Here is a 24,401-nt window from a genome sequence, read left to right on the forward strand (position 1 = left end):
GGGGGCTGGTGGCTACTGCCCGATCCTACCGCGACATTTGACCGGGCCGCGCGATCCCCTCAAAATGGGTCGCATGCGCGTCCGTGGGTCAAGCGCCCGCACGCGCAGCTTGACGTACGGGAGCGAAGGTCCGGCCCGCATGGCTTCCCGGTCCGGGCGGTCCCTGGTCCAGGTAGCCACCGCGGCGTGCTTGTGCGCTGCATGCAACTGACATGGGTGATCTTTCCAACCGAGCTCGAAAGATCCTTTTCGCCGCGGTCACCGAGTTCATCGCAACGGGCGACCCAGTTGGCAGCAGGACGCTCGCCCGGAAGTACGGGCTGGATCTCTCGGCTGCTTCGATCCGCAACGTGCTCGCCGACCTCGAAGAGGCGGGGTACCTCCACCAGCCGCACACCTCTGCCGGGCGGATCCCGACCGATCGCGCGCTCCGGCTGTTCATCGACGCGCTCGTCGAGCTCCGGTCGCTGTCCCCCGAGCAGCAGGCCGAGCTGAGCGCGAGGTTCACCGAGATCTACGCGGGGGCGAACGATCCGCTCCGCGAGACCGGGCGCTACCTCTCGGAGCTGTCCGGCGCCGCGGCCGTCGTCGCGGCGCCGCGGGCGGAGCTCCGCGCCCTCGCCCAGCTGCGCTTCATCCCGACCAAGCCCGGGCAGCTGCTCGCGGTGCTCGTCTTCGCCGACGGCTCGGTCGCGAACCGCTTCATCTCGGCCGACGAGGCGATCAACGAGGGCGAGCTCACCCGGATCCACAACCTGCTCACCGACGTCATCGAGGGGCGCACCCTGGGCGAGATCCGGGACCTGTTCGCCCGCCGCCTCGCCGACGAGCGCCTCCAGATCGACGCGCTGAGGCGCCGCGCCTTCGAGCTCGGCAGCAAGGCGACGGCCGACGTGACCCGGCGGAGCGAGGTCGTCATCGAGGGGCAGAACCGCCTGATCGATCTGCCTGAGTACGCCGACGTCGACCGGCTCAAGAAGCTGATGAAGGCGCTCGAGGAGCGCGAGGAGCTCGTCGATCTGCTCGACCGGACGCTCGCCGCCGGCGCGGGTGAGGTCACCGTGTTCGTCGGCAGCGAGGCGGGCGACCTTGGCGGAGGCCAGCTCAGCCTCGTCGCCGCGCCGTACATGGAGAACGGCCGCGTCGCCGGGACCGTGGGCGTGCTCGGCCCGACGCGGATGGACTACGCGAAGGTCATGCCGCTGGTCGACGCCACGGCCGCGGCGATGACCGAGGTCCGCGGCAAGGTCAAGTAGCGCCCTTCCGCTGCGGCGCGCGGATCCGCTCGAGCACGTCGTCGAAGTCCGGGGGCGGCGGCGCCTGGAAGCGCATCGGCCGATCGTCGGCCGGGTGGTTGAAGCCGAGCTCGGCCGCGTGGAGCATCAGCCGCGCGGCCGGGATCCTCGTCCCGCGGTAGTCCCGCACGTAGACGGTCTCGCCGACGAGCGGGTGCCCGGCCTCCGCGAGGTGGATGCGGATCTGGTGCGTGCGTCCCGTCTCGAGCCGGCACGCGACGAGCGTCACGCCCCCGGCGCCGGCTCCCTCCTGCGGCCCTCGGAGCACCTCGATCGGCTCCACGTGCGTCACCGCGAGCTGCCCCTCGCGCCGCCCGTCACGCGCCGAGCCGCGCAGCCCGTCGCCGCGATCCTCGACGAGGTAGCTGCGGTAGGTGCCGCGCGGGACGGCGCCGTGCGCGAGCGCCAGGTACTGCCGGTGCATCGCGCGGACGCGGAGCTGCTGCGCGAGGTGCTTCTTCGCGGCGAGCGTCCGCGCGAAGACCAGCAGCCCGCTCGTCCCCTTGTCGAGGCGCTGCACCACGCCGAGCGGCGCGCGCCCGCGCAGGCGGTCGCGCCTGGCCAGCACCTCGCGCACCAGCGCGTCGAGGGTCGCGGCCTGCTCCGCGGGATCCTCGTCGCCGAACGGGATGGTGCTCACCCCGGCGGGCTTGTTCACCACGACGACGCTCGCGTCCGCGTAGACCACGAGCTCGCCCTCGAGCTTGCGCCGCCGCACGGTCTCGGGCCTCGGCGCGTGCAGGCGGACCTCGATCAGCTCCCCGCCGAGCACCCGCCGACGGGCGCTCGTCGCCACCGCGCTCCCGACAAGCACCTTGCCGGTCTCGATCAACCGGCGCGCGTCGGACCACGAGACCTCGGCCAGCGCACGGACGGCCCCGTCCAGCGGGCGCCGATCCAGCTCGGCGGGCACCGTCCAGCGGCCATCCTGCGGAGGTCTTACCTGGGCGGCCGGGTGGACCCCGGTCGTTTTGGCGGTTTTGTCTTCGTGGCTCGGCGGAGTGGCGGGTCGGAGCGGACGCATGTAGAGCTCAGCGGGGCGCCTCGGCTCCGCCCACCAGCGTGGGACCGGGCTCTACCGGCGCGGAAAAACGCGCCTCCGCGGGGCACGCGGGGGCGAAATACACCGCGAATGTTGACACATCGCGCGACGGGGGCCGAAGATATCCAGAGCCGTCGCCGCTTTCTCGCCATCTGAGAGGAGACCCGTTCGTGGCCAGCACCCTTCTCGCCGTAGACGACAGCGTGACCATGCGCAAAGTGCTCGAAATCACCTTTGCGGGTCAGGATTTCCGCGTCGTGACGGCGAGCAGCGCCGACGCTGCGCTGCAGAAGCTCAAGAGCGATAAACCCGACCTGGTGATCGCCGACGTCACGCTCGAGCCGAAGAACGGCTACGAGCTGTGCAAGGCGATCAAGCAGGCCTCACCGGCGACGCCCGTCCTGATCCTGTCGTCCAAGCAGAACCCGTTCGACCCCGCGAAGGGATCGGGCGCGCAAGCGGACGATCACATGGACAAGCCGTTCGACACCCAGCAGATGATCGACAAGGTCAAGAAGCTGCTGGCGTCGCGCGGCGAAGCGAAGCCCGCCGCCGCGGCGGCCCCTGCTGCCGCGGCGCCTGCGCCCGCGCGCTCTCCTGCGGCGCAGCCCGCCGCAGCCGCCGCGCAGCCCGCGGCCGCCGCGCAGCAGGCGGCAGCGAGCCCGCTCCAGCGCGCGAAGACCCTCATCTACACGCCCAACGCGCCGGCCACGAGCGCTGTGCCGGCCCAGGCCTCCGTCAAGACGGCGCCGGGCGGCTCGGCGAACGTGCCGGTCACGACGACGATGGCCTTCTCGCCGACGCCGGTGTCCGGCGTGCCGAAGACCGCGACGGGGCCTGCCGCCGTCGCCGCGACCGCCTCCGCGCAGGTCAACGGCCAGATGGCGAGCAAGCTCGAAGGCCTCGGCCTCACCTCCGAGCAGGTGGAGGCCGTGATGGCGCTGTCCCGCGACGTCGTGGAGCGCGTCGTGTGGGAGGTCGTGCCGGTGCTCGCCGAGACGATCATCAAGGAAGAGATCGCGCGCCTGACGAAGTAGGCGCCCACCGCGGCCGCTGCCTGGCCGCGGCTGCTTTGTCCGGCGACCTGGAGTTGCTACGCCAGGGCCGCGCCTCGTTCCGCGGTTGGCGCAGCCCATGAACGACACACACGACAAACGCAGCGGTGCGCCCGCGGACGCCCGCGACGGGACGGCCGCGGGCGATCTGGAGAGCCCCAGCGCACCTGAGCCGCGCGCGCCTTCCGCTGGCGACGGGTCGGCAGAGAGCGACGGTAGGGTCGGGATGGCCGGGGTCGCGGCCGATGCCGACGAGGCTCGCCTCGTGCCGCAGGGCAACCCGCTCCGCTGGCGTGGCGCTGCCGTGTCCGCCGCGGGCGCCCTCCTCACGTTCGTCGTGATGGCGCTCGCGCCTCAGCTGCGCTGGGGTGTCCCGATCGGCGCGCTCGGCGTCGCCATCGCGGCGGTTGGTCTGCTCGATCTGCTCGGCACGTTCGACGATCCCCCCGAGCGCGTCGCCACGCGCGTCGGGATCCGCGACCTCCTCGGCCCGCTCGCGTTGCTCGGGGGTGGGCTCGTCGCGCTCTTCGTCCTGATCACGCTGAGCGTCGCGGGCTTCTTCTCGCCGAGCCCCCTCTCGTCCGACGGCGCGCCGACGCTGCTCTCGCTGGCGGTGCCCGCCATTGCCGTCCCTGCCGCGTTTCTCACGGCGGTCATCGGCGCGTTCCGGTTCGGCGAGCGCCTCGGCCCCTGCCGCGTCGACGAGGCGGGAGCTCCGCGCCCCCTCGGCCGGCGGCACGGCTTCTGGCTCGTCGCCGTCGTCACGCTGCTCTACCTGCCCATGCTCGGGAGCCACTCGCTCACCGATCCCTGGGAGACGCACTACGGCGAGGTCGCGCGCGAGATCCTGGCCAGGAACGACTGGATCTCGCTCTGGTGGGCGCAGGACGGCTGGTTCTGGTCGAAGCCGGTGCTCGACTTCTGGATGCAGGCGCTCGCGATGGCCGCGTTCGGCGTCCGCTACCGCTCGGGCGAGATGCTCTCGGCGGCCGCCGAGGGGCGCACCCCGTGGCCCGAGTGGGCCGTCAGGCTCCCCGTCTTCGCGCTGACGCTCATCGCCGTTTATCTCCTCTACAAGGCCGTCTCGCGGATCTTCAGCCGCCGCGCGGGGCTGCTTGCGGGGCTCGTCCTCGCCACGATGCCGCAGTGGTTCCTGGTCTCCCACCAGACCATGACCGACATGCCGTTCGTCGCGACGATGGCTGCGGCGATGGCGCTCCTCCTGCTCGGCATCCACACCGACGACGCGGAGGAGGCGCGCGTCTACGAGGTGGATCTCGGCCCGCTCAAGGTGGGCCTCTCGGCCTATCACCTCGTGCTGGGGGCGATCCTCGCCTGCGCGCTGCCGCAGATCCTCTACCTCCTCTCGCGTCACGTCGAGATCGGCCTTTCGCCCTTCGGCCTCCACTTCCGCGGCGACGTCTTCAGCTCGGGCTCACCGGGCAACTGCGGTCTGCCCGGCAACGAGGCCTGCCGGTCGGTGCTGCCCGTGCTCCCCGGCCTTCAGCCTGCGCTCCAGGCGCTCGTCTGGGCGCAGACGCTCGCGATCGTCCTGTACGCCAGCTGGGGCGAGCGGCGCGTCCAGCGGCTCCTCTTCCTCGCGGCGTGGTTCTTCGCTGCCCTGTCCACGATGGCCAAGGGGCCGGCCGGCTTCGGGCTCCCGGTGCTCTGCGCGCTCGGCTACGTCGTCGTCTCCCGCCGGTACCGCGACGTGCTCAAGATGGAGATCCCCGTCGGGCTGCTCGTGCTCGCGTGCGTCGCGTTGCCCTGGTTCGTCGCGATGTACGCGCGGCACGGCCAGCCGTTCACCGACAGGCTCCTGTTCCACGACATGTTCAAGCGCGCCTTCACCCACGTCCACGACACGAACGAGGGCGACGACGTGAGCTTCCGCTATTACGTGTGGCAGCTCGGCTACGCGATGTTCCCGTGGACCGGGCTCGTGCCCGCGTCGCTCGTGTGGTGGCTCAGGCGGCGCGAGGGGGCGGCGCCGGGGGAGCGCGGCTCGGCCGACGTCCGCCAGGGCGACGCCTCGGTGTTCCTGGCGATGTGGTTCCTCTTCGGCTTCGCGCTGTTCTCGCTGATGCTGACGAAGTTCCATCACTACATCCTGCCGGCCGTCCCGCCGGCGGCGATGCTCACGGGGATCCTGCTCGACGACATGCTGCGCCTCGACGGCCGCGCGGGAGGGCTCGCGCGCCGCTCGATCGGCGCCTCCTCGCCGGTGCAGTCGGCGCGCTCCGCCGCGGTGGTCAGCTACGAGCGCGCGATGCTCGGCGCCGTCGCGCTCGGCGCTGCGCTCCTCGTGTTCCTCGTCGGGCGCGATCTCGCGATGGTGCGCGAGGGACAGCCGAGCCAGGCCAGGCTGCTGCACCTGTTCACGTACAATTACAAGCGCCCCTGGCCGCAGTCGCTCGACTTCTCCGCGGCCCTGTGGGCCTTCACCGCCGCCGCGGCTGCCCTGTGCTTGCTGCTGATGGTCGCGCGCTGGCGCCGCCACGTCGTCTACGCGCTCCTCTCGCTCGCCGTCGTGTTCACGGCGTGGGGCATCGACGTGTACTTCGTGCGGACGTCGCCTCACTGGGGGCAACGCGAGACGTTGCTCGCCTACGTGCGCGCGAATCAGCAGATCCCAGGGCCGCTCGTCGCTTACCAGCTGAACTGGAAGGGCGAGAACTTCTATGCCGGCAACCGGCTGGCGGCCTTCGTGTCGAGCGGAAAGAAGTTCCAGGATTACATCAATGAGCAGAAGAAGAAGGGCGTGAAGACCTTCTACTTCGTCACCGAGCACGGACGCACGGGCTCCTTGTCGAACGAGCTCGGCAGCCCTCGCATCTTCGAGAAGCTCACTTCCCTCGAGCTCAACAACAAGTTCCTCGTGGTGCGAGCGACGTTCGAGTGAGCGGAGCGGCGCCGGAGGGCGCTCATCTCACAAGCGCTGTCCGGCTGTGACGCTGTACGCCTGCTCCGGCTTTGGGAAAGCCGCTGTCGATGTTCGACGGTCATGCTGAATCAGGAGTGTCCTTGCATCTCTGTCGCCGTGGCGGCGCAGCAGCGCAAGGGGACTCCTGCCAGGACGTCCTAAGTGCCTGAATCCACTTGAAGAAGTCGCAGGCACGCGCCCTGCTTTCCCCTGGGATCGAGCGTCGCGGCGGAGACCTTTCCCCCCCAGGTCCGCTGCGACGCTCTCTTTATTTCCGCAGCTGCGCCGGCCGCACATCGTGCGACCAGCTCATTCGCTCCCGGCGCCCCCAGGGGTCGCTTGCATTGCAGTGAAATGTCGATCCAGCGCGTCCAGGAGACCTGCTGTGGTGCTGACCTCCGCGGTCACGCCGATCCGGAGCCCCCGCTTCTCGGCGGTCGCGGTCGTGATCGGCCCGATGCTCGCGAGGAGCACGCGCTCGAGGCGCGCTGCGGCGCCCTCGCCGAGGAGATCGCAGAGGCTGTCGACGGTGCTGCTCGAGGTGAGCAGCACGACGTCGATCGCGCCCGCCGAGAGCGCCCCGAGCAGCTCTTCGCGGCGACCGGCCGACGCAGGGCGGGTCTCGTAGACAGGCACGACATCGACCTCGCAACCGGCGGCGCGGAGGCGCTCGGGGAGCACCTCGCGGGCGACCAGCGCGCGGGCGAGGAGCACGCGGATTCGAGGGGACGCCGCCCGGCGTCCGGCCAGCACCGGGTCGGCCAGGATGGCCTCCGCGAGCTCCTCGCCGCGGAACTCCCGCGGGACGATGTCGGCGCGGACGCCGCGCGCGGCGAGCGCGGCGGCGGTCCCGACGCCGATCGCGGCGAGGCGCGCGGGGCCGAAGGCGCGCGCGTCCAGGCCGAGCCGCTCCATCTCCTTGAAGAAGCAGGCCACCCCGTTCTCGCTCGTGAAGACGACGGCATGGTAGCCGGAGAGGCCGCGGACAGCGTCGGTGACGCGCGCGGGGTCGGGGGGCGGGTGGATCTCGATGGTCGGGAGCTCCACCGCCTCGCCGCCGCGGAGGCGCACGAGCCTCGACGTCGAGCGCGCCTGGTGGCGCGGCCGGGTCACGAGCACGCGCTTGCCGAAGAGCGGCTTCCGATCGAACCAGCGGAGCGTGTCGCGCAGGCCGGTGACGGCGCCGACGACGATGACCGCTGGGCTCTCGATCCCTGCCTCCTTCACGCGGCGAGGCAGGTCGTCGAGGCGGCTGGAGACGACGCGCTGGTCGGCCCGCGTCCCCCACTGGATCGCCGCCGCCGGCGTCGCGGGATCGCGGCGCCCCGGCCCCATCAGCCCCGCGACCACCGCGTCGAGGGCCTGCATGCCCATCAGGACGCAGATGGTCCCGCGGACGGAGGCGAGCTCGCTCCAGTCGAAGGATCTGCCAGCCCGGGTGACGCCGCTGACGATCATCACGCTGGAGGCGATGTGCCGGTGCGTCAGCGAGATGCCGGCGTAGGCCGTCGCGCCGAGCGGAGAGCAGACGCCCGGCACCACCTCGAAAGGCACCCCGGCCCGCGCGAGCGCCTCCGCCTCCTCCGAGCCACGCCCGAAGAGGAACGGATCGCCGCCCTTCAAGCGAACGACGCTGCGGCCCGCGAGGCCGAGCGCGACGAGCTCCGCGTCGATCTCCGCCTGCTTCGCGTCCTTCACCACCCGATCGCCGCCGCGCTTGCCGACCGAGCGCACGTCGGCGCCTTCCCGCACGCGGTCGAGCAGCGCGGGGTGGACGAGCTCGTCGTGTAGCACGACGTCTGCCGTGGTGAGGAGCTCTGCGCCGCGCAGCGTGAGGAGCCCCGGATCCCCCGGGCCGGCGCCGACCAGGTACACGACGCCTGGCCTCGCCGCGCCCGGCGCTCCGTCGTTCATTGCCCCCGCAGCCGCTGCGCCGGGGCCCTCCTCGGAAGGATCGTTACGCCTCGGAAACACAGTCAAACTCCCGTCATTCTCTCGTTCATGCATGACAGACGTTGATTGTCATAGCGATTCTGCAGTGATGTTGACCCGGTGCGTTATGCGATTAGAATCGCTCCGGTCGATTCAACGTCCGGCGGTTTCTGGAGTCCATTCGATGAGATCTGTGAAACTGGTCGAGGAGCTGCTGAGCTCGGAGCGCGGCTTTCCGGACCGATGGTACGTCACCAACGGGGAGCGCTCGGTCGGGCCGGTCAAGCTCGACCAGCTCGCGCGCGGCATCGAGAGCGGAGTGGTCCCCCTCGATAGCTTCGTCCGCAATGAGGCATGGACCGTGTGGTGCCCGCTGTCCGACATTGCAACGGTCACGGTCGCCGCCACGGCGACGCCTGCGGAGCAGCCGGAAGAGGGCTCGGCAGCGGATGACGACGACGACACGCTTCCGCTGTCGTCCCAGCAGGCGCCCCAGCCGATGACGCCGCGCCCCGGCCCGGCGGCGCGCTCGGCCGCGCGCTCTGGAGCGGCCCACCGCTGAGCGATGGCTGCGCGCGCGGGCCGCGCCCGGCGCGGGCTCCGCGCGCGGCGGGGCGAGCGCGGCCGCAAAACGGGAGGTGGAGGGCCGTTCTCATGTTGGCGGTTTCGGGCGAACACTAACCGATTCGCAGCGCCCAGGCGATCCACGGATCGCGCGCTCCTCTGGACCGGAGCGGCTCACGCGGGCGCAGGGCTGCTATGCTCCGCCGCCGTGTTCCCCACGAAGAGACCGCGCCGGCTCCGTCGCTCGCCCGCCCTCCGCGCCCTGGTGCGCGAGACAACCCTCCATCCGGGGGATTTCATCCTCCCCCTCTTCTTCAACGAGGCGCTCGACGCGCCTCGGCCGGTCGGGACGATGCCGGGGGTCTCGCAGCTGCCCGTGAGCGCCGCGGCAGCGCAGGCGCGGCTCTGCAAGGAGCTCGGCATCGGCGGGACGATCCTGTTCGGGCTCCCGCGCATCAAGGATGCGTCGGGCACGAGCGCTTACGACCCGGACGGGCCCGTGCCGCGCGCCGTGAAGGCGATGAAGGAGGCCGTGCCGGAGCTGCTCGTGATCACCGACGTGTGCGTGGACGAGTACACCGATCACGGCCACTGCGGCCTGCTCCGGCAGGACGCGTCCGGGGCGGTGGACGTCGACAACGACGCGACGCTGGAGGTGCTCGCGCGGGCGGCCGTGGTCCACGCCAAGGCGGGGGCCGACGTGGTCGCGCCGAGCGACATGATGGACGGCCGGGTCGCCGCGATCCGGCGCGCCCTCGACGCCGAGTCGCTGACGGGGACGGCGATCCTCTCCTACGCCGTGAAGTACGCGTCCGGCTTTTACGGGCCGTTCCGCGAGGCGGCCGACTGCGCGCCCAAGTTCGGCGACCGGGCGGGCTACCAGATGGACCCCGGGAACGCCCGCGAAGGCCTGCGCGAGGCGGCGCTCGACGAGGAAGAGGGGGCCGACATGCTCATGGTCAAGCCGGCGCTCGCGTACCTCGACGTCATCGCGCGCGTGCGCGAGGTGACGACGCTCCCGCTCGGCGCGTACAACGTCAGCGGCGAGTACGCGATGATCAAGGCGGCCGCGGAGCGCGGAATGATCGACGAGAAGCGCGCCGTGATCGAGCTGCTGACGTCGATCCGGCGCGCCGGGGCGGACTTCATCCTCACCTACCACGCGCTCGACGCCGCGCGCTGGCTCGGCTGAGCGATGCGGAGCCAGGGCGCAGGCGGGAACGCCGCGCAGCGCTTGAGGTGGGCCGCCGCTTGGGCGGTGGGCGCGTCGGCGGCGTTCGCGGCGGGGTGCTCGCCGAACAGGTGCGACCGGTCCGAGGAAGCGAACCCGCCGATCGAGTTCGTCGAGGCCACACCGGAGGGGGGCATCTACGAGACCTCGGCGCCGGACGGGGAGCTCCTCTACTTCCCGGGCGGCATGCGGTACGCGCTCAAGCATCACCTCGGCGCGCGCCCGCGGTGGTGGCAGGTGTACCTGTCGTTCGAGCGCGACGGCACGAAGAGCGGCGGGACGCTGGCGCAGGCGGCCGGCAACCAGGCCGAGGTGCCCTGCGTGGACGACCAGCACCTGATCGTCGTCAACGGCAGCTGCTCCGAGTACTGGCTGCGGGTGGTCGCCGGGGGCGCGATCGGCGCCGATGACGGCGCGACCGGCGCCGCAGGAGGCGGGGCCGACGGCGACGGCGATGGGATGGGAGCCGCCGGGGGCACCGTCGTCGGCAGGTGCTTCGGCGACGGCGCCGATCCCGGCGGCGGGAGCGCGGCGCCCTAGGGCCCGCGCTCCTAGGCGTGCGCCGCTGCCTGCCGGGCGAACTGCAGCCGGTAGAGCTTGCTGTAGACGCCGCCCGCGGCGAGCAGGTCCTCGTGCGTGCCCTGCTCGACGACGCAGCCCTTGTGGAAGACGACGATGCGATCGACGGCGCGGATCGTCGAGAGGCGGTGCGCGATGATCAGCGCGGTGCGCCCCTCCATGGCTCCCTCGAGGGCGCGCTGGAGGCGCGCCTCGGTGTCGCTGTCGACGTTGGCCGTGGCCTCGTCCAGGATGAGGAGCGGCGGGTCGCGGTAGAGGGCCCGGGCGAAGGCGATCAGCTGGCGCTCGCCAGCGCTGAAGTTGCTGCCGCGCTCGAGCACGGGGGCGTCGAGCCCGCCCTCGCGCCGCTCGAAGAGGTCGAGGGCGCCGATGCGGTTCAGCGCGTTCACCACCTTGGCCCGATCGGGGATCGCGTCGCCGGCCGCGATGTTGGTGAGCACCGTGCCCGGGAACAGGAACACGTCCTGAGGGACGACGGCGAACTGGCGGCGCAGCTCGTCGCGAGGGTACGCGCTGACGTCGCGGCCGAAGACCCGCACGACGCCCTCATCGACGTCGTAGAGGCGGAGCAGCAGCGACGCCACGGTGCTCTTGCCGGCGCCGGTCGCGCCGACCAGCGCGACCTTCTCGCCGCGCCTCGCCGCGATCGACACGTGCCGCAGCACGGGCACGCCCGGCTTGTAGCCGAAGCCGACGTTGTCGAGCTCGAACGCGACGCCCTCGTCCGCCGCCCTCGCCGCGTCGCCGCCGCTCGTCGCCGCCGCCGTCGCGTCCTCGTCCTTGTTGTCGAGCAGCTCGAAGACGCGCTCCGCGCCGGCCATCGCGGACTGCAGCAGCGTGTATCGAGCCGAGAGATCGCGGATCGGGACGAAGAACATGTCGATGTAGGCGACGAAGGCGAACAAGGTCCCGAACGAGATCTCGTCCTTCAGGCTGTTCACGCCGGCGTACCAGAGCACCGCGGCGATGCAGACGCTCGAGACCATCTCGATGGCGGCGTCGAGCGTCGCGTCGAGCACGATCGAGCGGTTGTTCGCGTTGCGGTACGCCGCGTTGATCTCGTCGAACTCCTCGGCCGAGCGCTCCTCCCGGGCGTAGGCCTGCACGACGGCCATCCCGGACACCTGCTCGTTGAGGTACGCGTTCATCCGGGCCGTCTTCGCCCGCACCTCGCGGAACGCGTCGCGCATCCGCCGCCGCGTCCAGTTGACGCCGAGGGCGACAGGGGGGACCGCCGCGAAGGCGAGCAACGACATGCGCCAGTCGAGCGACACCATCACCGCGACGATGACGGCGAGCCGGAGGAGATCGCCGAACGCGTTGAGCGCGCCGGACGCGAACATCTCGCCGATCGCGTCCACGTCGTTCGTCACGCGCGTGACGAGCCGGCCGACGGGCGTGCGATCGAAGAACCCGAGGCGGCGGGTGTGCAAGAAGCCGAAGACGCGCACGCGCAGGTCGGCCATCGCGCGCGCGCCGGCGAGCTGCATCAGGTAGAGCTGCGGGAAGGCGAGCGACTGCTCCAGGACCATGACGCCCGTGAGCAACAAGCCGCTGCGCGTGAGGTGATCGAGCCCGCCGGGCGTGTCGAAGGCATCGAGCGCGTCGCGCATGATGAGCGGGCGCAGCAGCGCCAGCAGCGCCGTGACGACGAGCAGCGCGAGCGACAGCGCGAGGTGCGTGCCCTGCGGGCGCACGAACGGCCACAGCCTCAGCAGCATGCGCGCGTCGTACGCCTCGCCGAGCCGTGACTCTTCGTGGAACCGGCTCAGCACGTCCTCCGTGCGGCTCGCCTTCGTCGCCCCGCGCCCCGTGGCCGCCGCCTGCGCCGGCCGCCGCGGGCCCGCGCCCGCCTCACCCGCGGCCGAGGCGCCGCCCGATTTCGACCGCATCGTCGCGCTGTCTCCGTGAGCCGGCTGTGTCACGAGAGCCCCACCGGTTGCGAGGACGGCGACGCCTCGAAGGTCGCGAGATCCTCTTCGAGCTGCTGCTCCTCGGCGAACGTCGCGTAGATCCCGCCTGCGCGGACGAGCTCGTCGTGCGTGCCGCGCTCGACGACCCGACCCTGCTCCAGCACGACGATCGCGTCACACCGCCGCGCGGCCGCGACCCTGTGGGTGATCAGGATGACGGTCCGTCGCGCGGCCTGCCGCTCGATCGCCGCGAGGATGGCCTGCTCGGTCTTCGCGTCGACCGCGGAGAGCGGATCGTCGAGGACGAGGACGTTCGGCTCGCGCACGAGCGCGCGCGCGAGCGCGACGCGCTGGCGCTGCCCGCCGGACAGCTGCACGCCGCGCTCCCCGACCACGGTATCGAAGCCGTCAGGGAGCGAGAGCACCTCGTTCAGCACCTCGGCCTCGGCGGCGGCCGCGCGGATCGTCTCGAAGGCGGCGGGCGAATCCGGATCGTCGAGGGAGTAGCCGATGTTGCGGGCCACGGTCGTCGAGAAGAGGAACGCATCCTGCTGCGCGTAGCCGATGCTCGCGCGCACGGTGTCGAGCGGCAGGTCGCAGATGTCGACGCCGTCCAGGAGCACAGAGCCGCGGGGCGTGGGCATGAGCCTGGCGAGCAGCGTGGCGATGGTGCTCTTGCCCGAGCCGGTGCGCCCGACGATGGCGAGCGAGCCGCCCGCTTCGACGTCGAAGCTCACGCCGTCGACCACCTTCCTCGCGCCGTGGGAGAACGTCAGGTCCTTGACGGAGATGGCGCCGCGGACGACCTCGGGGGAGGGCATCGGGCCGCTCACGACCTCGGGGATGGCCTCGAAGATCGCCTTGAGCCGGTCGTAGCCGGCGCGACCGCGCTGGACGATGGCGGCGACGAAGCCGAGGGCGAGCATCGGCCAGGTGAGCCGCAACAGCGCCAGCCAGAAGGAGACGAAGTCTCCCCGCGTCATCTGCTGCTCCAGCACGAGCCGCCCGCCGTACCAGAAGACGATGAGCACGCCGACGGAGCTGATGGCCCCCATGAGCGGCGCCATGGAGCCGCGCAGCTTGGCGAGCGCGAGGCTCTTCTCGAGGTAGCCCTGGTTCGTGCTCGTGAACGCGGCCATCTCGGACGCCTCGAGCGCGAACGATCGGACGACCCTGACCCCGGCGAGGCTCGCGAGGACGCGGTCGCTCATGGCGCCGATCGCCTCCTGGTTATCGCGGGTGCGGACGAAGAGCTTGGTCGAGAACGACCGGGTGACGAGCATCAGCGCGGGCATCGTCAGGAGCGCCGCGAGCGTGAGCCTCTTCGAGATGTGGAGCATCACGTACAGGGCGCTCGTGAACGCGAAGATCGAGCCCACGACGTTCAGCAGGCCGAAGCCGAGGAGGAGGCGGACCTGCGTCAGATCGTTCGTCGCCCGGCTCATGATGTCGCCGGTCGGCATCTTGCGGAAGAACGCCGGCCCGAGCTTGTGCAGGCGCGCGAGCAGGATCGCCCGGAGCTCGTACTCGACGTTGCGGCCCGCCGTGAAGATGGTGACCCGCGAGAACACGCGCATGATCGCGGCGCCCACGCTGACCGCGAGCATGAGGAGCGCCGCATGCGCGGCCTCGCTCGACTGCGCCTTCACGGCGGCGTCGACGGCGTCCTTGACCAGGAAATCTCGCCTGGCCATGAGGAACTGCTGCGCAGCGAGCAGCGCCGCGCCCGTCAGGTAGAGCGGAAGCTTGTGGCGGAACTGCGCGCCGAGACCGACGGGGTAAGTTGAGGGATCGCGCTTGACCATTGCGTGGGGGGGGCCGCGCGGCGACGCTCAGCGCGCCTTGCGCGGCGTCGGCGCGAGCGGCTTGCGGTGCGACGTCGAGAGCGCGGGCCGATCTCTTCCGTCGACCACGAGCTCGAGATCGTCGAGCTCGAGCCTCGTCGAGAGCAGGCCGAGCAGGACGCGCGCGCCTCCGCGCCCATCGAGCTCGCTCACCACGCCGATCTTGTCGCCGAAGGGGCCTCGTCGCACGCGGACGCGGCTGCCCTTCTCCAGCACGCCGCCCTTGGCGGGATCGGGCGCGACCTTCGCGGCAGCTTCTGGCTCGCCGGACGGACCACGCTGCGCTCGCGGCGCGTGATCGGCCGAGGGCTTCTGCGGAGCCTCGGCCTTCGCTTGCTGCTCTGCTTCGCCGTGCGGCGCTCGCCGGGCCGGGGCGCTGCCCTCTCCGACCCGCTTCAGCGAGGGCCGCGGCTCTCCGCCGCGGCCAGCGCCGGCGTTGCTCGGCGCCTTGAACAGCGTCGCCAGGGTCGGTCGGCGGGCGGGCAGGGCGGCCTCGACGCGCTCATCGCCGCGCGCTCGAGCCTGCTCCATCGAGCGCTCTCGCGCCCGGGCCTGCTCGGAGCGCCATCGCTCGTTCTCGGCCTCGAGCTCGGCGTGGGCGCGCGCCCGCTCCTGCTCGATGCCCTCGAGCTTGCGGTCGAGCGCGATGCGGTCGTTCTCGCGCGACCACGCGACGAGCCGGTAGATCGGGGCGAGCGCGACGAGCGCGTCCTCGAGCTGCTCATCGAGGATGTCGGCGTGCTCGACCGCCGTCTCGCGCGGGATCGCCCAGCCGATCCAGAGCGGCACCTGGCCGTCGGCGGCGCGGCGGAGCATCTCGGCGATCGCGTCCGAGGTGGCCGCGCTGCAGGCGACGCGATCGCCGCCGGCGGCGCCGAACGAGAACTGCTCCGGGAGCGCGTGGAGCGCGCTCGTGAGCTCGGCGGAGAGCGGCGAGGCTGGCGCGCCCGTCGCCTCCTCCGTCGCCGAGAGGCGAGCCCGGAGGTTGTCGACGTCCACCTTCGCGTCCGGGTGGACCGCGAAGCACACCTGCACCTCGCTCTCCGAGATGCGCAGCGCGAGGAAGGCGTGCCGCGTGAAGGGGCTCGGATCGTCGATCGCGTCGGAGATCGAGCGGCCGCGGTCGAGGAGGCGATCGAGCTCGTCGCGCGCCGCCTGGTCGCGCCAGAAGAAGACCCACTGGCAGTCGGCCCGGTGCTTGTTGCGGATCGACGGGTGCTCGTCCGAGCCATGGACATCGACCGAGATGCCGAGCTCGGCCAGCCGGGAGACGACGCCGCGCGCCCAGGCGAGCGCGCGCTGCTTCACCTCGAGGCGGGGGCGTGAGTAGGCCTTCGAGGTCGCTTTTTCGGCGGCGTACGCGTCGAAGTCACGAGCGGTGAGGTGCAGGGAGGGATGGCTCATTGCTTCGACTGGTTGCGATGCGCGGCGTGGGCGGATGCTGCTCGTGGTCCGTCACGGGAGGAGCTGTGCTCCTCGTGAAAGTCGCGCGGATGGTATCGTGAGGAGCTTCGAAATCAAAGCTCCGCGCCGCGCGATCGATCCTGGCGTTGCGTGGAGGCGGCACGCTTGACCGCCCTGACAAGCATGTCACCGTAGGCACTCCCGTACCCCATCAAGAGGGCGATCCCACCGATATCACGTAGAACCCCGCGTAAATCGCGCTTCTCCAGCGCAGCGGGGCAGCTCCCGGGCGCTCCAGTCACCCGAGTCATCCGAGTTACCCGAGCCCGTGAGCCTGCGAGGCCCGTCGGCCTGACGAAAGAGGAATCATGGAACAGCATCGAGACGAGCACATTGTCTGCGCGAGCTGCGGCACGTCGTTCCTATTCTCGGCCGCGGAAGCTGCCGTCTACGCCGAACGGAAGCTCGCTGCCCCGCCCAAGCGGTGCCGGACCTGCCGCCGTGCGCGCAAGGACAATCGAGGGGAGAGCGAGAGCGGATCGCCGGCTCGCGCTGCGGAGCGCCAGCGCCCTGGCTCGCCTCGGGGTGCCGGGGGGCATCGCGGCCTGGCGCGCGGCGACAGCCAGCCTCGGAAGCCCCGCTACACGGGCGACGTGAACGAGTACCGCAGCCCGATGCAGGACGCGTACTCGGGGCTGACGCCCGCATGGGCGGTGCAGAGCCACTACCCGAACCGCCCGCGCGGCGGCGCGCCCTTCCGGGATGACGGCAACTACCGCGCCCCCTCGTTCACCGGTGAGCGCCGCGCTGCCGCGCCGAGCCGCGGTCCGGCGCAGCAGCCTCGCGCGCCGCGCACTCGTCCGACGTTCTCGATCACCTGCAAGTCGTGCGGCTCCGAGGGCGAGGTCCCGTTCAAGCCGGTCGAGGGCCGCGACGTGTTCTGTCAGGCGTGCTACCGCGCGCGCAAGCCTTCCTGAGAGACGCCTCCTGCGACGCGCAGCCATCGCACTGCGGCACACCCCCGAGCGCCGGTCGCTCCTCGTGCGGCCGGCGCGGCCGCGAAGCGGCGCCGAAGCCCGGCTGTCTCTGACCGGGCTTCGGGCGGGCGGAGCTAGAGGCTGATCTCGCAGGCGAGCTCGGAGGTGAAGCCGAGCTCGCCGAGCGTGATCGTGACCTTCACGCCGCCGCCGGACGCGCGGCGCGCTGTCTCCTCGACCATCCCCACGACCCACAGCCGGAGCGGCAGCGAAGCAGGATCGAAGTCGCCGATGTGGAGCGTGACCCGCCCGGTCGGGCCCGTCGCCACGCGCCACGAGCCGAACGTGAAGAGCCGCGACCAGATCGATGTCCCGCGGCGCATGAGCGACGCGATGTCGGTCAGCGGGCGGGCGAACAGCGTGCGCACGAGGCTGTGCAGCTCGCCGCCCACGCCGAGCCTGCCGATGTCGCGCCAGCGCTCGAGATCGCGCAGGACCAGCGATGTCGCGAGCTCCATGTAGGCGTCGAGCGCCTCGAGCTCGTACCCGACGAGCGCGTTGATCGAGTCGTGCTTGAAGTCGTCGGCGTAGCGGAGCGGCATCTGCGAGACGACCTCGTCGCGCGCGCTCCTCCCGTACTCATCCACGATGGTGCGATCGACGCTCCGCAGGACGGGGCCGCGCACCTGGTACTGCCCGGCGAAGCGCGCCGGCAGCGGCCGGACCGGGGTGACGTTGGGCCGCCGCGTGTCGCGTGTCCGGTTCATCAAGGAGCCGAAGTCCGCGCTGCGGACGGTCGGCTCGGCCCGGTGCCCGAGGTCGGCGCTGCGCACCGTGGGCAGCGACTCGCCGCGCTGCGAGAGCATCGTGGGCTCCGAGCCGCGGCTCCGCAGCGCGTTCGAGAGCGTCATGCCGGGCGCGGGCTTCGCTGGCTCCGAGGACGACGGCCGCATCCCGGGCGGCGCCTCGGTGACGCGCCCCCCCGGCACGATCGACGGCGAGATGCGCATCGGCGGCGGAGGGTTCACGTCGAACCCCGGGCGCGATCGATCGCGCGAGGACGAGAGGCGATCGCGCTCGTTCTCCGGCGCGTTCCCCAGGCTCAGCGCCATCCGCCGCTGCACGTTGATCAGCCTGCCGAGCGCCGTCGTCCGCCGGGGCGGATCAGGCGCGACGCGCTCGAGCTCGCGGACGACGTCGCCGGCCGTCTGGAACCGCTTCGCGGGATCCTTTTGCAAGAGCCGCTGCACGATCGCCTCGAGCCGCGGGTCGACGGTCACGCCCGCCGAGGCGAGCGTGGGCACCTCGGCGTGCACGACGCGGAACGCGGTCGCCACGGCGGTCGGCGCGCGGAACGGCCGCGTGCCGGTGAGCACCTCGTAGAGGAGCACGCCCACCGAGAAGAGATCGCTCCGACCGTCGAGCGGCGACTCCCCCGTGGCCTGCTCGGGCGACAGATAGTCGGGCGTCCCGAACACGACGCCCGTGCGCGTCCGCGGCGAGGGGCCATCGGAGTCCAGCACCTTGGCGATGCCGAAGTCGAGCAGGCGGACGACGGCCGAGCCGCGGCTCGGATCGAAGGCGATGAAGATGTTCTCGGGCTTGAGATCGCGGTGGATGATCCCCGCGCGGTGCGCGGCGTCGAGCGCCTCGAGCACCGGGATCGCGACGCCGACGGCGGCCTCCATGTCGAGGCGGCCGAAGCGCGCGAGCGCCATGCCGAGCGACTCGCCGTCGAGGTGCTCCATCACGATGTACGGACCGAGCTCGCCGACGCCGGCGTCGATCACGTCGACGATGTTCGGGTGGCGGATCCGGTTGACCGCCTGCGCTTCCTGGAAGAACCGGTGCGAGAGCTCCGAGTTGTCCGCCAGCTCTGGGTGGAGGAATTTGATCGCAACGGCGCGACCTGCAAGCACGTGCTCCGCCCGGAACACGTCGCCCATGCCGCCCCCGCCGATGCGCTCCGCGAGGCGGTACTTGTTGTCGACGAGGAGGCCGGGGGTCGGGGGTCGAAACGCCATCTGCTGCCGCTGGCGGGCGAGGGACCAACGTCATGGTCCCCGAGAACACGCGCCCCTGTAAAGGGTTGGGAGGCACGGCCCTCCCGAAAGACCGATCCTATTCCTTCGGTGCCTGCCGCGGCTAGGTTACCTGCGTCAGGTGTGGGGCGGATCGCAGCGCGAAGTGACTTGCGCGCGGCAAGATCACGGTTCGGGTGCATTCTTCCGCAGTTCGGCGATCTGCTGGGCGATCTCCGCGAACCCGCGGCCCATGGGAAGGGACGCCACGAACTGCGGCGGTACGGACAGCTTGCCGAGGTGGGCGCGGACGTTGGCCACCCCAAAGGTCAGCACAAATGCGGCGAAGGCGACGCCGTCGTTGCCGCTGTCGCCGACGAACGCGTAGCGTTGCCGCGCCCGGGTGGGATCCTCACCGAACCGAGCGGAGAGCAGGCGCACAATCCCCGTGGCCTTGTCGGACGGGTCGTGCGTCAGGTGGAGGTGGACGCTCGATAGCAGCGTCCTCACCCCCCGCTCGCGCAGCTCGGCGCGCATCTTCTGCACGTCTTCCGGCGGGACATGCCGGTGCTCCCCGATGTCGATGGTGACGTCGGTCACCCTCTGGTCGTTGTCGTCCGCGAGCGCCGCCGCCGGAAAACGACGCACCATGTCATTTGCGAGCCCGATGAGCTCGGCCCGACGGGCTCGCCGCGCTTCGCGGTCCAGGTCGTCGAGCGTGACGACGCGGCTCGCGCCGGCGTGCGGGGCGTGTCCTCCTCGATGGCCGGCGACGCCGCTTTCCTCCTCGCGGACCAGCGCGACGGCTCCGTTTTCGACGATCGTCGCGTCGATCGGCCACTGCCGCTGGAGCACCTGGCCCCAGCCGGCGGGCCTGCCGGTGCAGGCGATCAGCGCGAGCCCCGTCTCGCGTAGACGGAAGAGCGCTGCGTACGCCGCCTCGGTGAGGGCGCCGTGATCCAGCACGGTGTCGTCGAGATCGAAGATCACCCCGGCGAGGGCGCGCGCGGCGTGGCGAGGGAGGAGGGAGAGCGGCTTCATCGGGCGATCGTCAGAGCGCGTCGATGCGCGCGATGAGGCTCTTCAGGTAGAGCCCCTCGGGGAAGGCGGCGGGGACGGGGTGATCCCCTCCCTGGAAGTGCCGGTCGAACACCGCGGCCTGCATGCGCGCGTCGCGCGCGCCGAGCGCGAGCACCCGGGTCAGATCGTCGAGGCTCACGGCGCTGGAGCAGGAGCAGAGCACGAGGACGCCGCCCGGGCGCGTGGCCCGGCACGCCCCGGCCGCGAGGCGCCGGTACGCCGTGAGCGCGGTGTCCTTGGTGGCGCGCGTGCCTGCGAGCTTCGGAGGGTCGCAGATGACGAGATCGTAGCCCGCCTGCCTCGACGCGTTCTGCAGCGCCTTGCGGGCGTCGTCGCGCGTGAACTTGATCCGGTCGAGGAGCCCGTTCTCCCGCGCGCACTCCGCCCCGACCTCGATCGCCGTCGCGCTCTCGTCGATCGCGAGGACCTCGCTCGCCCCGCCGCGGGCCGCCGCCATGGCGAACGTGCCGACGAAGCAGAAGGCATCGAGCACGCGCCGGTTGTGGGCGAGCTGCTCGACGCGGGTCCGCAGCGTCCGCTGGTCCAGGTAGAACCCGGTCTTGTGGCCGAGCGCGAGCGGGATCGTGTACCGCAGCCCCCGCTCGACGAACCGGAGCTGATCGAGCGCGGGATCGCCGCGCACCACGCCCGCGTCGGCGGTGAACCCCTCGAGCTTCGCGAGGGATTCCGGGGTCCTGTCCACGATCGCGCGGGGCGAGAGCGCCGCCTGGAGGGCGTCGAAGATCACCCCTTCGCGGCGCTTGATCCCGATCGTCCCGAGCTGCACGACGACCACGTCGCCGAACAGATCGACGATGAGCCCGGGCAGGCCGTCCCCCTCCGCGTGGATCAGGCGGAAGGCGTCGGTCTCATGGCCAGGCGCCCGCGCGGGCAGGCCGAGTTCGCGGCGGTGCGCGATGGCGCGCTCGATCCGGTGCCGGAACAGGGCCGCGTCGATCGGCCTGTCCTCGCGCGTGTACATGCGCACCGGGATGGCCGAGCGCGGGGTGTAGAGCCCGCGCCCGAGCACGCTGCCGTAGGGGTCGGTGACGACGACCTCGTCCCCGGCCACCGCGCCGCCCTCGATGCGCGCGATCGCCTGAGCGAACACCCAGGGATGCCCCGACCACACCGGCCGAACATGACCCTGCTTCAACGTAACCGTAGGCATGGTGGAATCCGATTGGTCTCGATGTTGGCAGGGCTCCCGACGGGGGCGACCGCGCCGTGACCTTTGCCGTGGGAGCTAGTACCCTGCGGAACGGCGCGCGTGTGAACCTTCCGCCACAGCGTGCCGTGGCGGCCGATGCACGCCGGCGTGCTGCGTGGCCATGGTGACGACGATCCCGCAAGATGGTCGATGGCATCCCGGTTGCTAACTTCCCTGCACCGAAGAGGAGTCGCCCGATGCGCCGTTGCTTGACCCATGCCCTTGTTGCTGTGGCGATGACCGCGCCGATGAGCGCGTTCGCGCAGGAGGACAGCAACTGTCCTCCCGGCGCGTGGTTCTGCGAGGAAGTGGAGCCGCCTCGCGATCCCGTCGCAGAACCGCCGCCCGCCGCTCCTGCCGAGGCCGCGCCTGACGAGGCGCCGCCGCCCCCGCCGCCGGCCAGGGGGGCCGCCCGCCGGGCCCCGCCGGTCGTCGTCTACGAGACCTCGCCGTCGGGCCCGCCTCCTCAGGTGATCGTCGTGGCGCCTGGGGCGGCCCCTCCGCCGCGCGTGATCGTCCGCCGCGTGGCGCCGCCGGCGCCGCCCCCGCCGGTGAAGCGGCGCTGGCGGCGCCACTGGGGGATCAACCTCCGCATGGAGGGCGTCATGTTGGGGCGCGAGCACGGCGGAGCGGAGGACGCTGGCATGGGAGGCGTCGGGATCAGCCTGCGCTACCGGCCTGTCCCGGCGTTCGCGATCGATGCGGGCGCCGACTTCCTCGCGGGCACGGACTACAACGGCGACCAGCGGACCGAGGTGCCGCTCTCGCTGAGCGGGATGCTGTTCGTCAACCCGCGCAGCCGCACCCAGTTTTACTTCATGGGCGGCCTGAACATCGCGCACGCCGAGGTCGATCGCTCCTCGAGCGAGGTCGCGGCCGGCGGCGCCGAGTTCGCTCCGGACACGGAGTACGACTATTTCGGCGCGCACGGCGGCATCGGCCTCGAGTTCCGGCTTTCGCCCCGCATCGCCCTGAACGTCGATGCGCTCGGCTTCGTGCGCAGCCGCACGGACGGTGGGCTCGTTCCCGAGTTCACGGATCCCGACACCGGCCGGACGACCAACACGTCGGGCGGGGGGCTCTTCCGCGGCGGGCTCAGTATTTACTGGTGAGCGGCTCGTCATAGCCTTCCGTCCACCCTGACCGCGCGGTGTTCGCGTCCGTTCTGCTCTCGACCAGGCGGTCGCGGTCCGGATCGTCTCCACGCGGTATAACGCACGCATCGTGCCCCAGGCCTCGATCATGCGCGCGCTCCGTGGCCGCGCCCCGCTGTTGTTCGCCCTCGCTGGCGGCGCGACGTTCGCCCTCACGGCGCCGCCGACGGATCTGGTCCCCGCCGTCATCGTTGGCCTCGCTCTGCTGGCGGCCGCCGTTCACGACGCCCCGACGATCTGGCGCGCCTTCGGGCGCGGCGCTGTCTGGGGAACGGCGGCGGGCGTCGTGGGCCTGCGCTTCGTGCCGGAGGTCATCCAGCGGTTCACACCTCTCGGCTCGGCGGCCTCGTACCTCGCGCTGGTGCTGCTCGCGGCCGCCCAGTCGCTGGTCTGGGCGATCTGCGGCGGCATCACGAGCGCGCTCCTCCGGCGGCTGCGCGTTCCCCTCGAGCTCGCCTTTGCGACCGGCGTGTTCGCCGCCGTGGCCATCCCGACCGTCTTCGGCTGGACTCCTGCGGGTCTCATGAGCCCCTGGCCGGCGCTCGTGCAGCTCGCCGATCTCATCGGCGAGCGGGGCGTCTCCGTGCTGTTCGCCGTCGGGGCGGCCTTGCTCACCCGCGCTGGCCTGGCCGCCTCGGGGAGGGCGCCGGGCGGGCGGCCGCTCGAGCGCGCGCCCGCGCAGGAACCGCGGCCCACCCGCCCTCGGTTGCCCCGCGCGATCCTCTACCCGGCGCTCTCGAGCGTCGCGCTGTTCGGGCTGCTCGCGGCTCACGGCGCGCTGCGGATGGCGGCGGTGGAGCGCGCCGGCGCCGGCCTGCCGACCGCGCGCGTCGCGCTCGTCAACCAGGCGGTGGGGCCTCACGAGCGCTGGCAGGCGAAGAACCACCCGCGGATCCTGCGAACCCTGCACGATCTCACCCGGGAGGCCGAGGCCGGCGGCGCAGAGCTCACCCTCTGGCCCGAGGCGGCGTACCCTTACCCCCTCTCGCACAGCGCCCGGCAGGCGCCGCGCGGCGGTCGCGCGATCCTGGGGCCCGGCATCCGTGGCCCGATCCTCGCGGGGCTCATCACCCAGGCGCCGCCCGTGAAGGCCGCCGACGGCGTCGAGGAACGGAACAGCTACAACTCCGCGACCCTCGTGCTCCCCGATGGGAGCATGCAGCCGACGCAGGACAAGCTGCAGCTGCTCTGGTTCGGCGAGACGGTCCCGGGCGGCGCTTACCTGCCCTGGCTGCGGCGCATCTTCCAGAAGAGCGGCGGGCTCGTCCCGGGCGCGGAGCCGCGCGCCCTCACGTTGCCCCGAGAGCACGGGCCGGAGCTCCGGATCGGGGTGCTCAACTGTTACGAGGACACGCTCACCGGGGTGGGGCGGCGGATCACCGGGGCGCTCGCCCCGAACCTCCTCGTCAACATCACGAACGACGCCTGGTTCACCGGGAGCGCCGAGCCCGAGCTGCATGCGAGGCTCGCGGTCATGCGCGCCATCGAGCTGCGCCGTGATCTCGTGCGGGCGGTGAACCTCGGCGTCGTGTCATGGATCGACGCCCGAGGCGTGGTGCGCAGCCGCGATGAGAGCGCTGCGCCGGGGGTGACCTTCGCGACCCCCTCGGTCAGGGACACGCCGCTGACGCTCTACACCCGTCTGGGCGACGCCCCGATGGCGTTGCTGCTCGCCTTCGCGAGCGTCGCTTGCGCGCTCCGGGCGCGACGCTCCACAGCGAAGGCCCCGCGGCAAGCCCGGGGCGTCAGCTCGGGGGCGCGAACGCCTGCGGGGCCCCCGGAGCTCGCGCCGCCCGATGCGGCGACGCAAGCTGCGGCCACGGACGCGCCGCTCAGCCGTCCTTGAGCGCCTTGACGGGCGCCGCGCGGAGCTTGCGGCTCGCCGGCTTGCCCTTGATGGTCATCGGCTGCTTCGTGAACGGATTGACGCCTTCCCGGTCCTGCGTGGCCGGGATCTCCTTCGCCTTGATCTTCACGAGGCCCGGAACCGTGACCTCGCCCGGCCCCTCCGGACCGAGCTCTTTCTTCACCAGCTCGCCGAGCGCATCGAGCACGCTGGCCACGGACTTCTTGTCGAGGTGGGTGGCCTCGGCAAGACCGACGATCATCTGCGCCTTGGTCAGCTTGTTCGAACCGGGCATGTTTCCTCCAAGTCGAAAGGGGGCGTCCGTTTAACA

Annotated in this window: 18 protein-coding genes and 1 pseudogene; 10 read left to right on the plus strand and 9 right to left on the minus strand. The window is 71.7% G+C overall.

Annotated features, from left to right (window positions below; all coding sequences use genetic code 11):
• Positions 1–212: 212 nt before the first annotated feature.
• Positions 213–1,256, plus strand: a complete 1,044-nt coding sequence (gene hrcA, locus WME97_RS00050; protein WP_437548409.1) for a heat-inducible transcriptional repressor HrcA — start codon at positions 213–215, stop codon at positions 1,254–1,256.
• Here hrcA and WME97_RS00055 read toward each other — a convergent pair.
• The gene (locus WME97_RS00055; protein WP_437548411.1) at positions 1,249–2,208 is read right to left on the minus strand and encodes an RluA family pseudouridine synthase; all 960 of its coding nucleotides are present in this window, start codon (positions 2,206–2,208) and stop codon (positions 1,249–1,251) included. The two genes, hrcA and WME97_RS00055, sit on opposite strands and share 8 nt — an antisense overlap.
• Before the next feature lie 149 nt (positions 2,209–2,357).
• Here WME97_RS00055 and WME97_RS00060 point away from each other — a divergent pair, with 149 nt between their 5' ends.
• Entirely contained in the window at positions 2,358–3,374 is a 1,017-nt protein-coding gene (locus WME97_RS00060) for a response regulator transcription factor (RefSeq protein ID WP_437548413.1), read from the plus strand.
• Positions 3,375–3,471: 97 nt separating this feature from the next.
• Positions 3,472–6,294, plus strand: coding sequence for an ArnT family glycosyltransferase (locus WME97_RS00065; protein WP_437548415.1), 2,823 nt, complete (start codon positions 3,472–3,474; stop codon positions 6,292–6,294).
• Positions 6,295–6,624: 330 nt separating this feature from the next.
• On the opposite strand, the gene cobA is transcribed toward WME97_RS00065, so the two are convergent.
• Complete coding sequence (cobA, locus tag WME97_RS00070; RefSeq protein WP_437548417.1) at positions 6,625–8,229, minus strand: uroporphyrinogen-III C-methyltransferase; 1,605 nt, start codon at positions 8,227–8,229, stop codon at positions 6,625–6,627.
• A gap of 202 nt (positions 8,230–8,431) precedes the next feature.
• Between cobA and WME97_RS00075 the strand changes: the two genes are divergently transcribed.
• The 3 genes from WME97_RS00075 to WME97_RS00085 all read left to right on the plus strand — a co-directional run bounded on the left by WME97_RS00075 (position 8,432) and on the right by WME97_RS00085 (position 10,582).
• A complete protein-coding gene (locus WME97_RS00075; protein ID WP_437548418.1) occupies positions 8,432–8,809 on the plus strand; it encodes a DUF4339 domain-containing protein in 378 nt (125 codons plus the stop codon).
• 210 nt (positions 8,810–9,019) lie between these two features.
• The gene (gene hemB / locus WME97_RS00080) at positions 9,020–10,003 is read left to right on the plus strand and encodes a porphobilinogen synthase (protein ID WP_272097060.1); all 984 of its coding nucleotides are present in this window, start codon (positions 9,020–9,022) and stop codon (positions 10,001–10,003) included.
• Between the two features lie 3 nt (positions 10,004–10,006).
• On the plus strand, positions 10,007–10,582 hold the full coding sequence (locus WME97_RS00085) for a hypothetical protein (RefSeq protein ID WP_437548420.1): 576 nt from the start codon (positions 10,007–10,009) through the stop codon (positions 10,580–10,582).
• Between the two features lie 11 nt (positions 10,583–10,593).
• On the opposite strand, the gene WME97_RS00090 is transcribed toward WME97_RS00085, so the two are convergent.
• From WME97_RS00090 to WME97_RS00100, 3 genes are read right to left on the minus strand one after another with little or no spacing between them, the layout of a single operon-like run.
• The gene (locus tag WME97_RS00090; protein WP_437548422.1) at positions 10,594–12,513 is read right to left on the minus strand and encodes an ABC transporter ATP-binding protein; all 1,920 of its coding nucleotides are present in this window, start codon (positions 12,511–12,513) and stop codon (positions 10,594–10,596) included.
• 29 nt (positions 12,514–12,542) lie between these two features.
• The gene (locus WME97_RS00095; RefSeq protein WP_437548424.1) at positions 12,543–14,339 is read right to left on the minus strand and encodes an ABC transporter ATP-binding protein; all 1,797 of its coding nucleotides are present in this window, start codon (positions 14,337–14,339) and stop codon (positions 12,543–12,545) included.
• A 27-nt stretch (positions 14,340–14,366) separates the two neighbouring features.
• Complete coding sequence (locus WME97_RS00100; protein ID WP_437548426.1) at positions 14,367–15,782, minus strand: hypothetical protein; 1,416 nt, start codon at positions 15,780–15,782, stop codon at positions 14,367–14,369.
• Between the two features lie 368 nt (positions 15,783–16,150).
• Between WME97_RS00100 and WME97_RS00105 the strand changes: the two are divergent.
• Together WME97_RS00105 and WME97_RS00110 are read left to right on the plus strand one after the other, a co-directional pair.
• Positions 16,151–16,291: pseudogene (locus WME97_RS00105) on the plus strand (zinc-ribbon domain containing protein); the annotation flags it as partial.
• Positions 16,292–16,435: 144 nt separating this feature from the next.
• Positions 16,436–16,759, plus strand: coding sequence for a CxxC-x17-CxxC domain-containing protein (locus WME97_RS00110; RefSeq protein ID WP_437555672.1), 324 nt, complete (start codon positions 16,436–16,438; stop codon positions 16,757–16,759).
• A 134-nt stretch (positions 16,760–16,893) separates the two neighbouring features.
• Here the strand turns inward: WME97_RS00110 and WME97_RS00115 are convergent, their stop codons facing one another.
• The 3 genes from WME97_RS00115 to WME97_RS00125 form a co-directional block, all read right to left on the minus strand.
• A complete protein-coding gene (locus tag WME97_RS00115; RefSeq protein ID WP_437548427.1) occupies positions 16,894–18,783 on the minus strand; it encodes a serine/threonine-protein kinase in 1,890 nt (629 codons plus the stop codon).
• A 183-nt stretch (positions 18,784–18,966) separates the two neighbouring features.
• The gene (locus WME97_RS00120; protein WP_437548428.1) at positions 18,967–19,821 is read right to left on the minus strand and encodes an HAD family hydrolase; all 855 of its coding nucleotides are present in this window, start codon (positions 19,819–19,821) and stop codon (positions 18,967–18,969) included.
• A gap of 10 nt (positions 19,822–19,831) precedes the next feature.
• Positions 19,832–21,031, minus strand: a complete 1,200-nt coding sequence (locus tag WME97_RS00125) for a class I SAM-dependent rRNA methyltransferase (RefSeq protein WP_437548430.1) — start codon at positions 21,029–21,031, stop codon at positions 19,832–19,834.
• Positions 21,032–21,267: 236 nt separating this feature from the next.
• On the opposite strand from WME97_RS00125, the gene WME97_RS00130 reads away from it, so the two are divergent.
• Together WME97_RS00130 and lnt are read left to right on the plus strand one after the other, a co-directional pair.
• Entirely contained in the window at positions 21,268–22,182 is a 915-nt protein-coding gene (locus tag WME97_RS00130; RefSeq protein WP_437548433.1) for an outer membrane beta-barrel protein, read from the plus strand.
• Between the two features lie 130 nt (positions 22,183–22,312).
• A complete protein-coding gene (gene lnt / locus WME97_RS00135) occupies positions 22,313–24,070 on the plus strand; it encodes an apolipoprotein N-acyltransferase (protein WP_437548435.1) in 1,758 nt (585 codons plus the stop codon).
• Here lnt and WME97_RS00140 read toward each other — a convergent pair.
• The gene (locus WME97_RS00140; RefSeq protein ID WP_272097071.1) at positions 24,057–24,365 is read right to left on the minus strand and encodes an HU family DNA-binding protein; all 309 of its coding nucleotides are present in this window, start codon (positions 24,363–24,365) and stop codon (positions 24,057–24,059) included. The genes lnt and WME97_RS00140 overlap by 14 nt on opposite strands.
• Positions 24,366–24,401 lie beyond the last annotated feature (36 nt).

This window comes from Sorangium sp. So ce367 (genome assembly GCF_051520455.1).
GTDB classification, from domain to species: domain Bacteria; phylum Myxococcota_A; class Polyangia; order Polyangiales; family Polyangiaceae; genus Sorangium; species Sorangium cellulosum_B.

Coding starts and splice junctions, on each gene's coding strand:
- WME97_RS00100 (WP_437548426.1), bottom strand. CDS start 15,782: ATGAGCCATCCCTCCCTGCACCTCACCGCTCGTGACTTCGACGCGTAC.
- WME97_RS00120 (WP_437548428.1), bottom strand. CDS start 19,821: ATGAAGCCGCTCTCCCTCCTCCCTCGCCACGCCGCGCGCGCCCTCGCC.
- WME97_RS00115 (WP_437548427.1), bottom strand. CDS start 18,783: ATGGCGTTTCGACCCCCGACCCCCGGCCTCCTCGTCGACAACAAGTAC.
- WME97_RS00075 (WP_437548418.1), top strand. CDS start 8,432: ATGAGATCTGTGAAACTGGTCGAGGAGCTGCTGAGCTCGGAGCGCGGC.
- WME97_RS00090 (WP_437548422.1), bottom strand. CDS start 12,513: ATGCGGTCGAAATCGGGCGGCGCCTCGGCCGCGGGTGAGGCGGGCGCG.
- WME97_RS00140 (WP_272097071.1), bottom strand. CDS start 24,365: ATGCCCGGTTCGAACAAGCTGACCAAGGCGCAGATGATCGTCGGTCTT.
- cobA (WP_437548417.1), bottom strand. CDS start 8,229: ATGAACGACGGAGCGCCGGGCGCGGCGAGGCCAGGCGTCGTGTACCTG.
- WME97_RS00130 (WP_437548433.1), top strand. CDS start 21,268: ATGCGCCGTTGCTTGACCCATGCCCTTGTTGCTGTGGCGATGACCGCG.
- WME97_RS00065 (WP_437548415.1), top strand. CDS start 3,472: ATGAACGACACACACGACAAACGCAGCGGTGCGCCCGCGGACGCCCGC.
- lnt (WP_437548435.1), top strand. CDS start 22,313: ATGCGCGCGCTCCGTGGCCGCGCCCCGCTGTTGTTCGCCCTCGCTGGC.
- WME97_RS00085 (WP_437548420.1), top strand. CDS start 10,007: ATGCGGAGCCAGGGCGCAGGCGGGAACGCCGCGCAGCGCTTGAGGTGG.
- WME97_RS00095 (WP_437548424.1), bottom strand. CDS start 14,339: ATGGTCAAGCGCGATCCCTCAACTTACCCCGTCGGTCTCGGCGCGCAG.
- hrcA (WP_437548409.1), top strand. CDS start 213: ATGGGTGATCTTTCCAACCGAGCTCGAAAGATCCTTTTCGCCGCGGTC.
- WME97_RS00125 (WP_437548430.1), bottom strand. CDS start 21,031: ATGCCTACGGTTACGTTGAAGCAGGGTCATGTTCGGCCGGTGTGGTCG.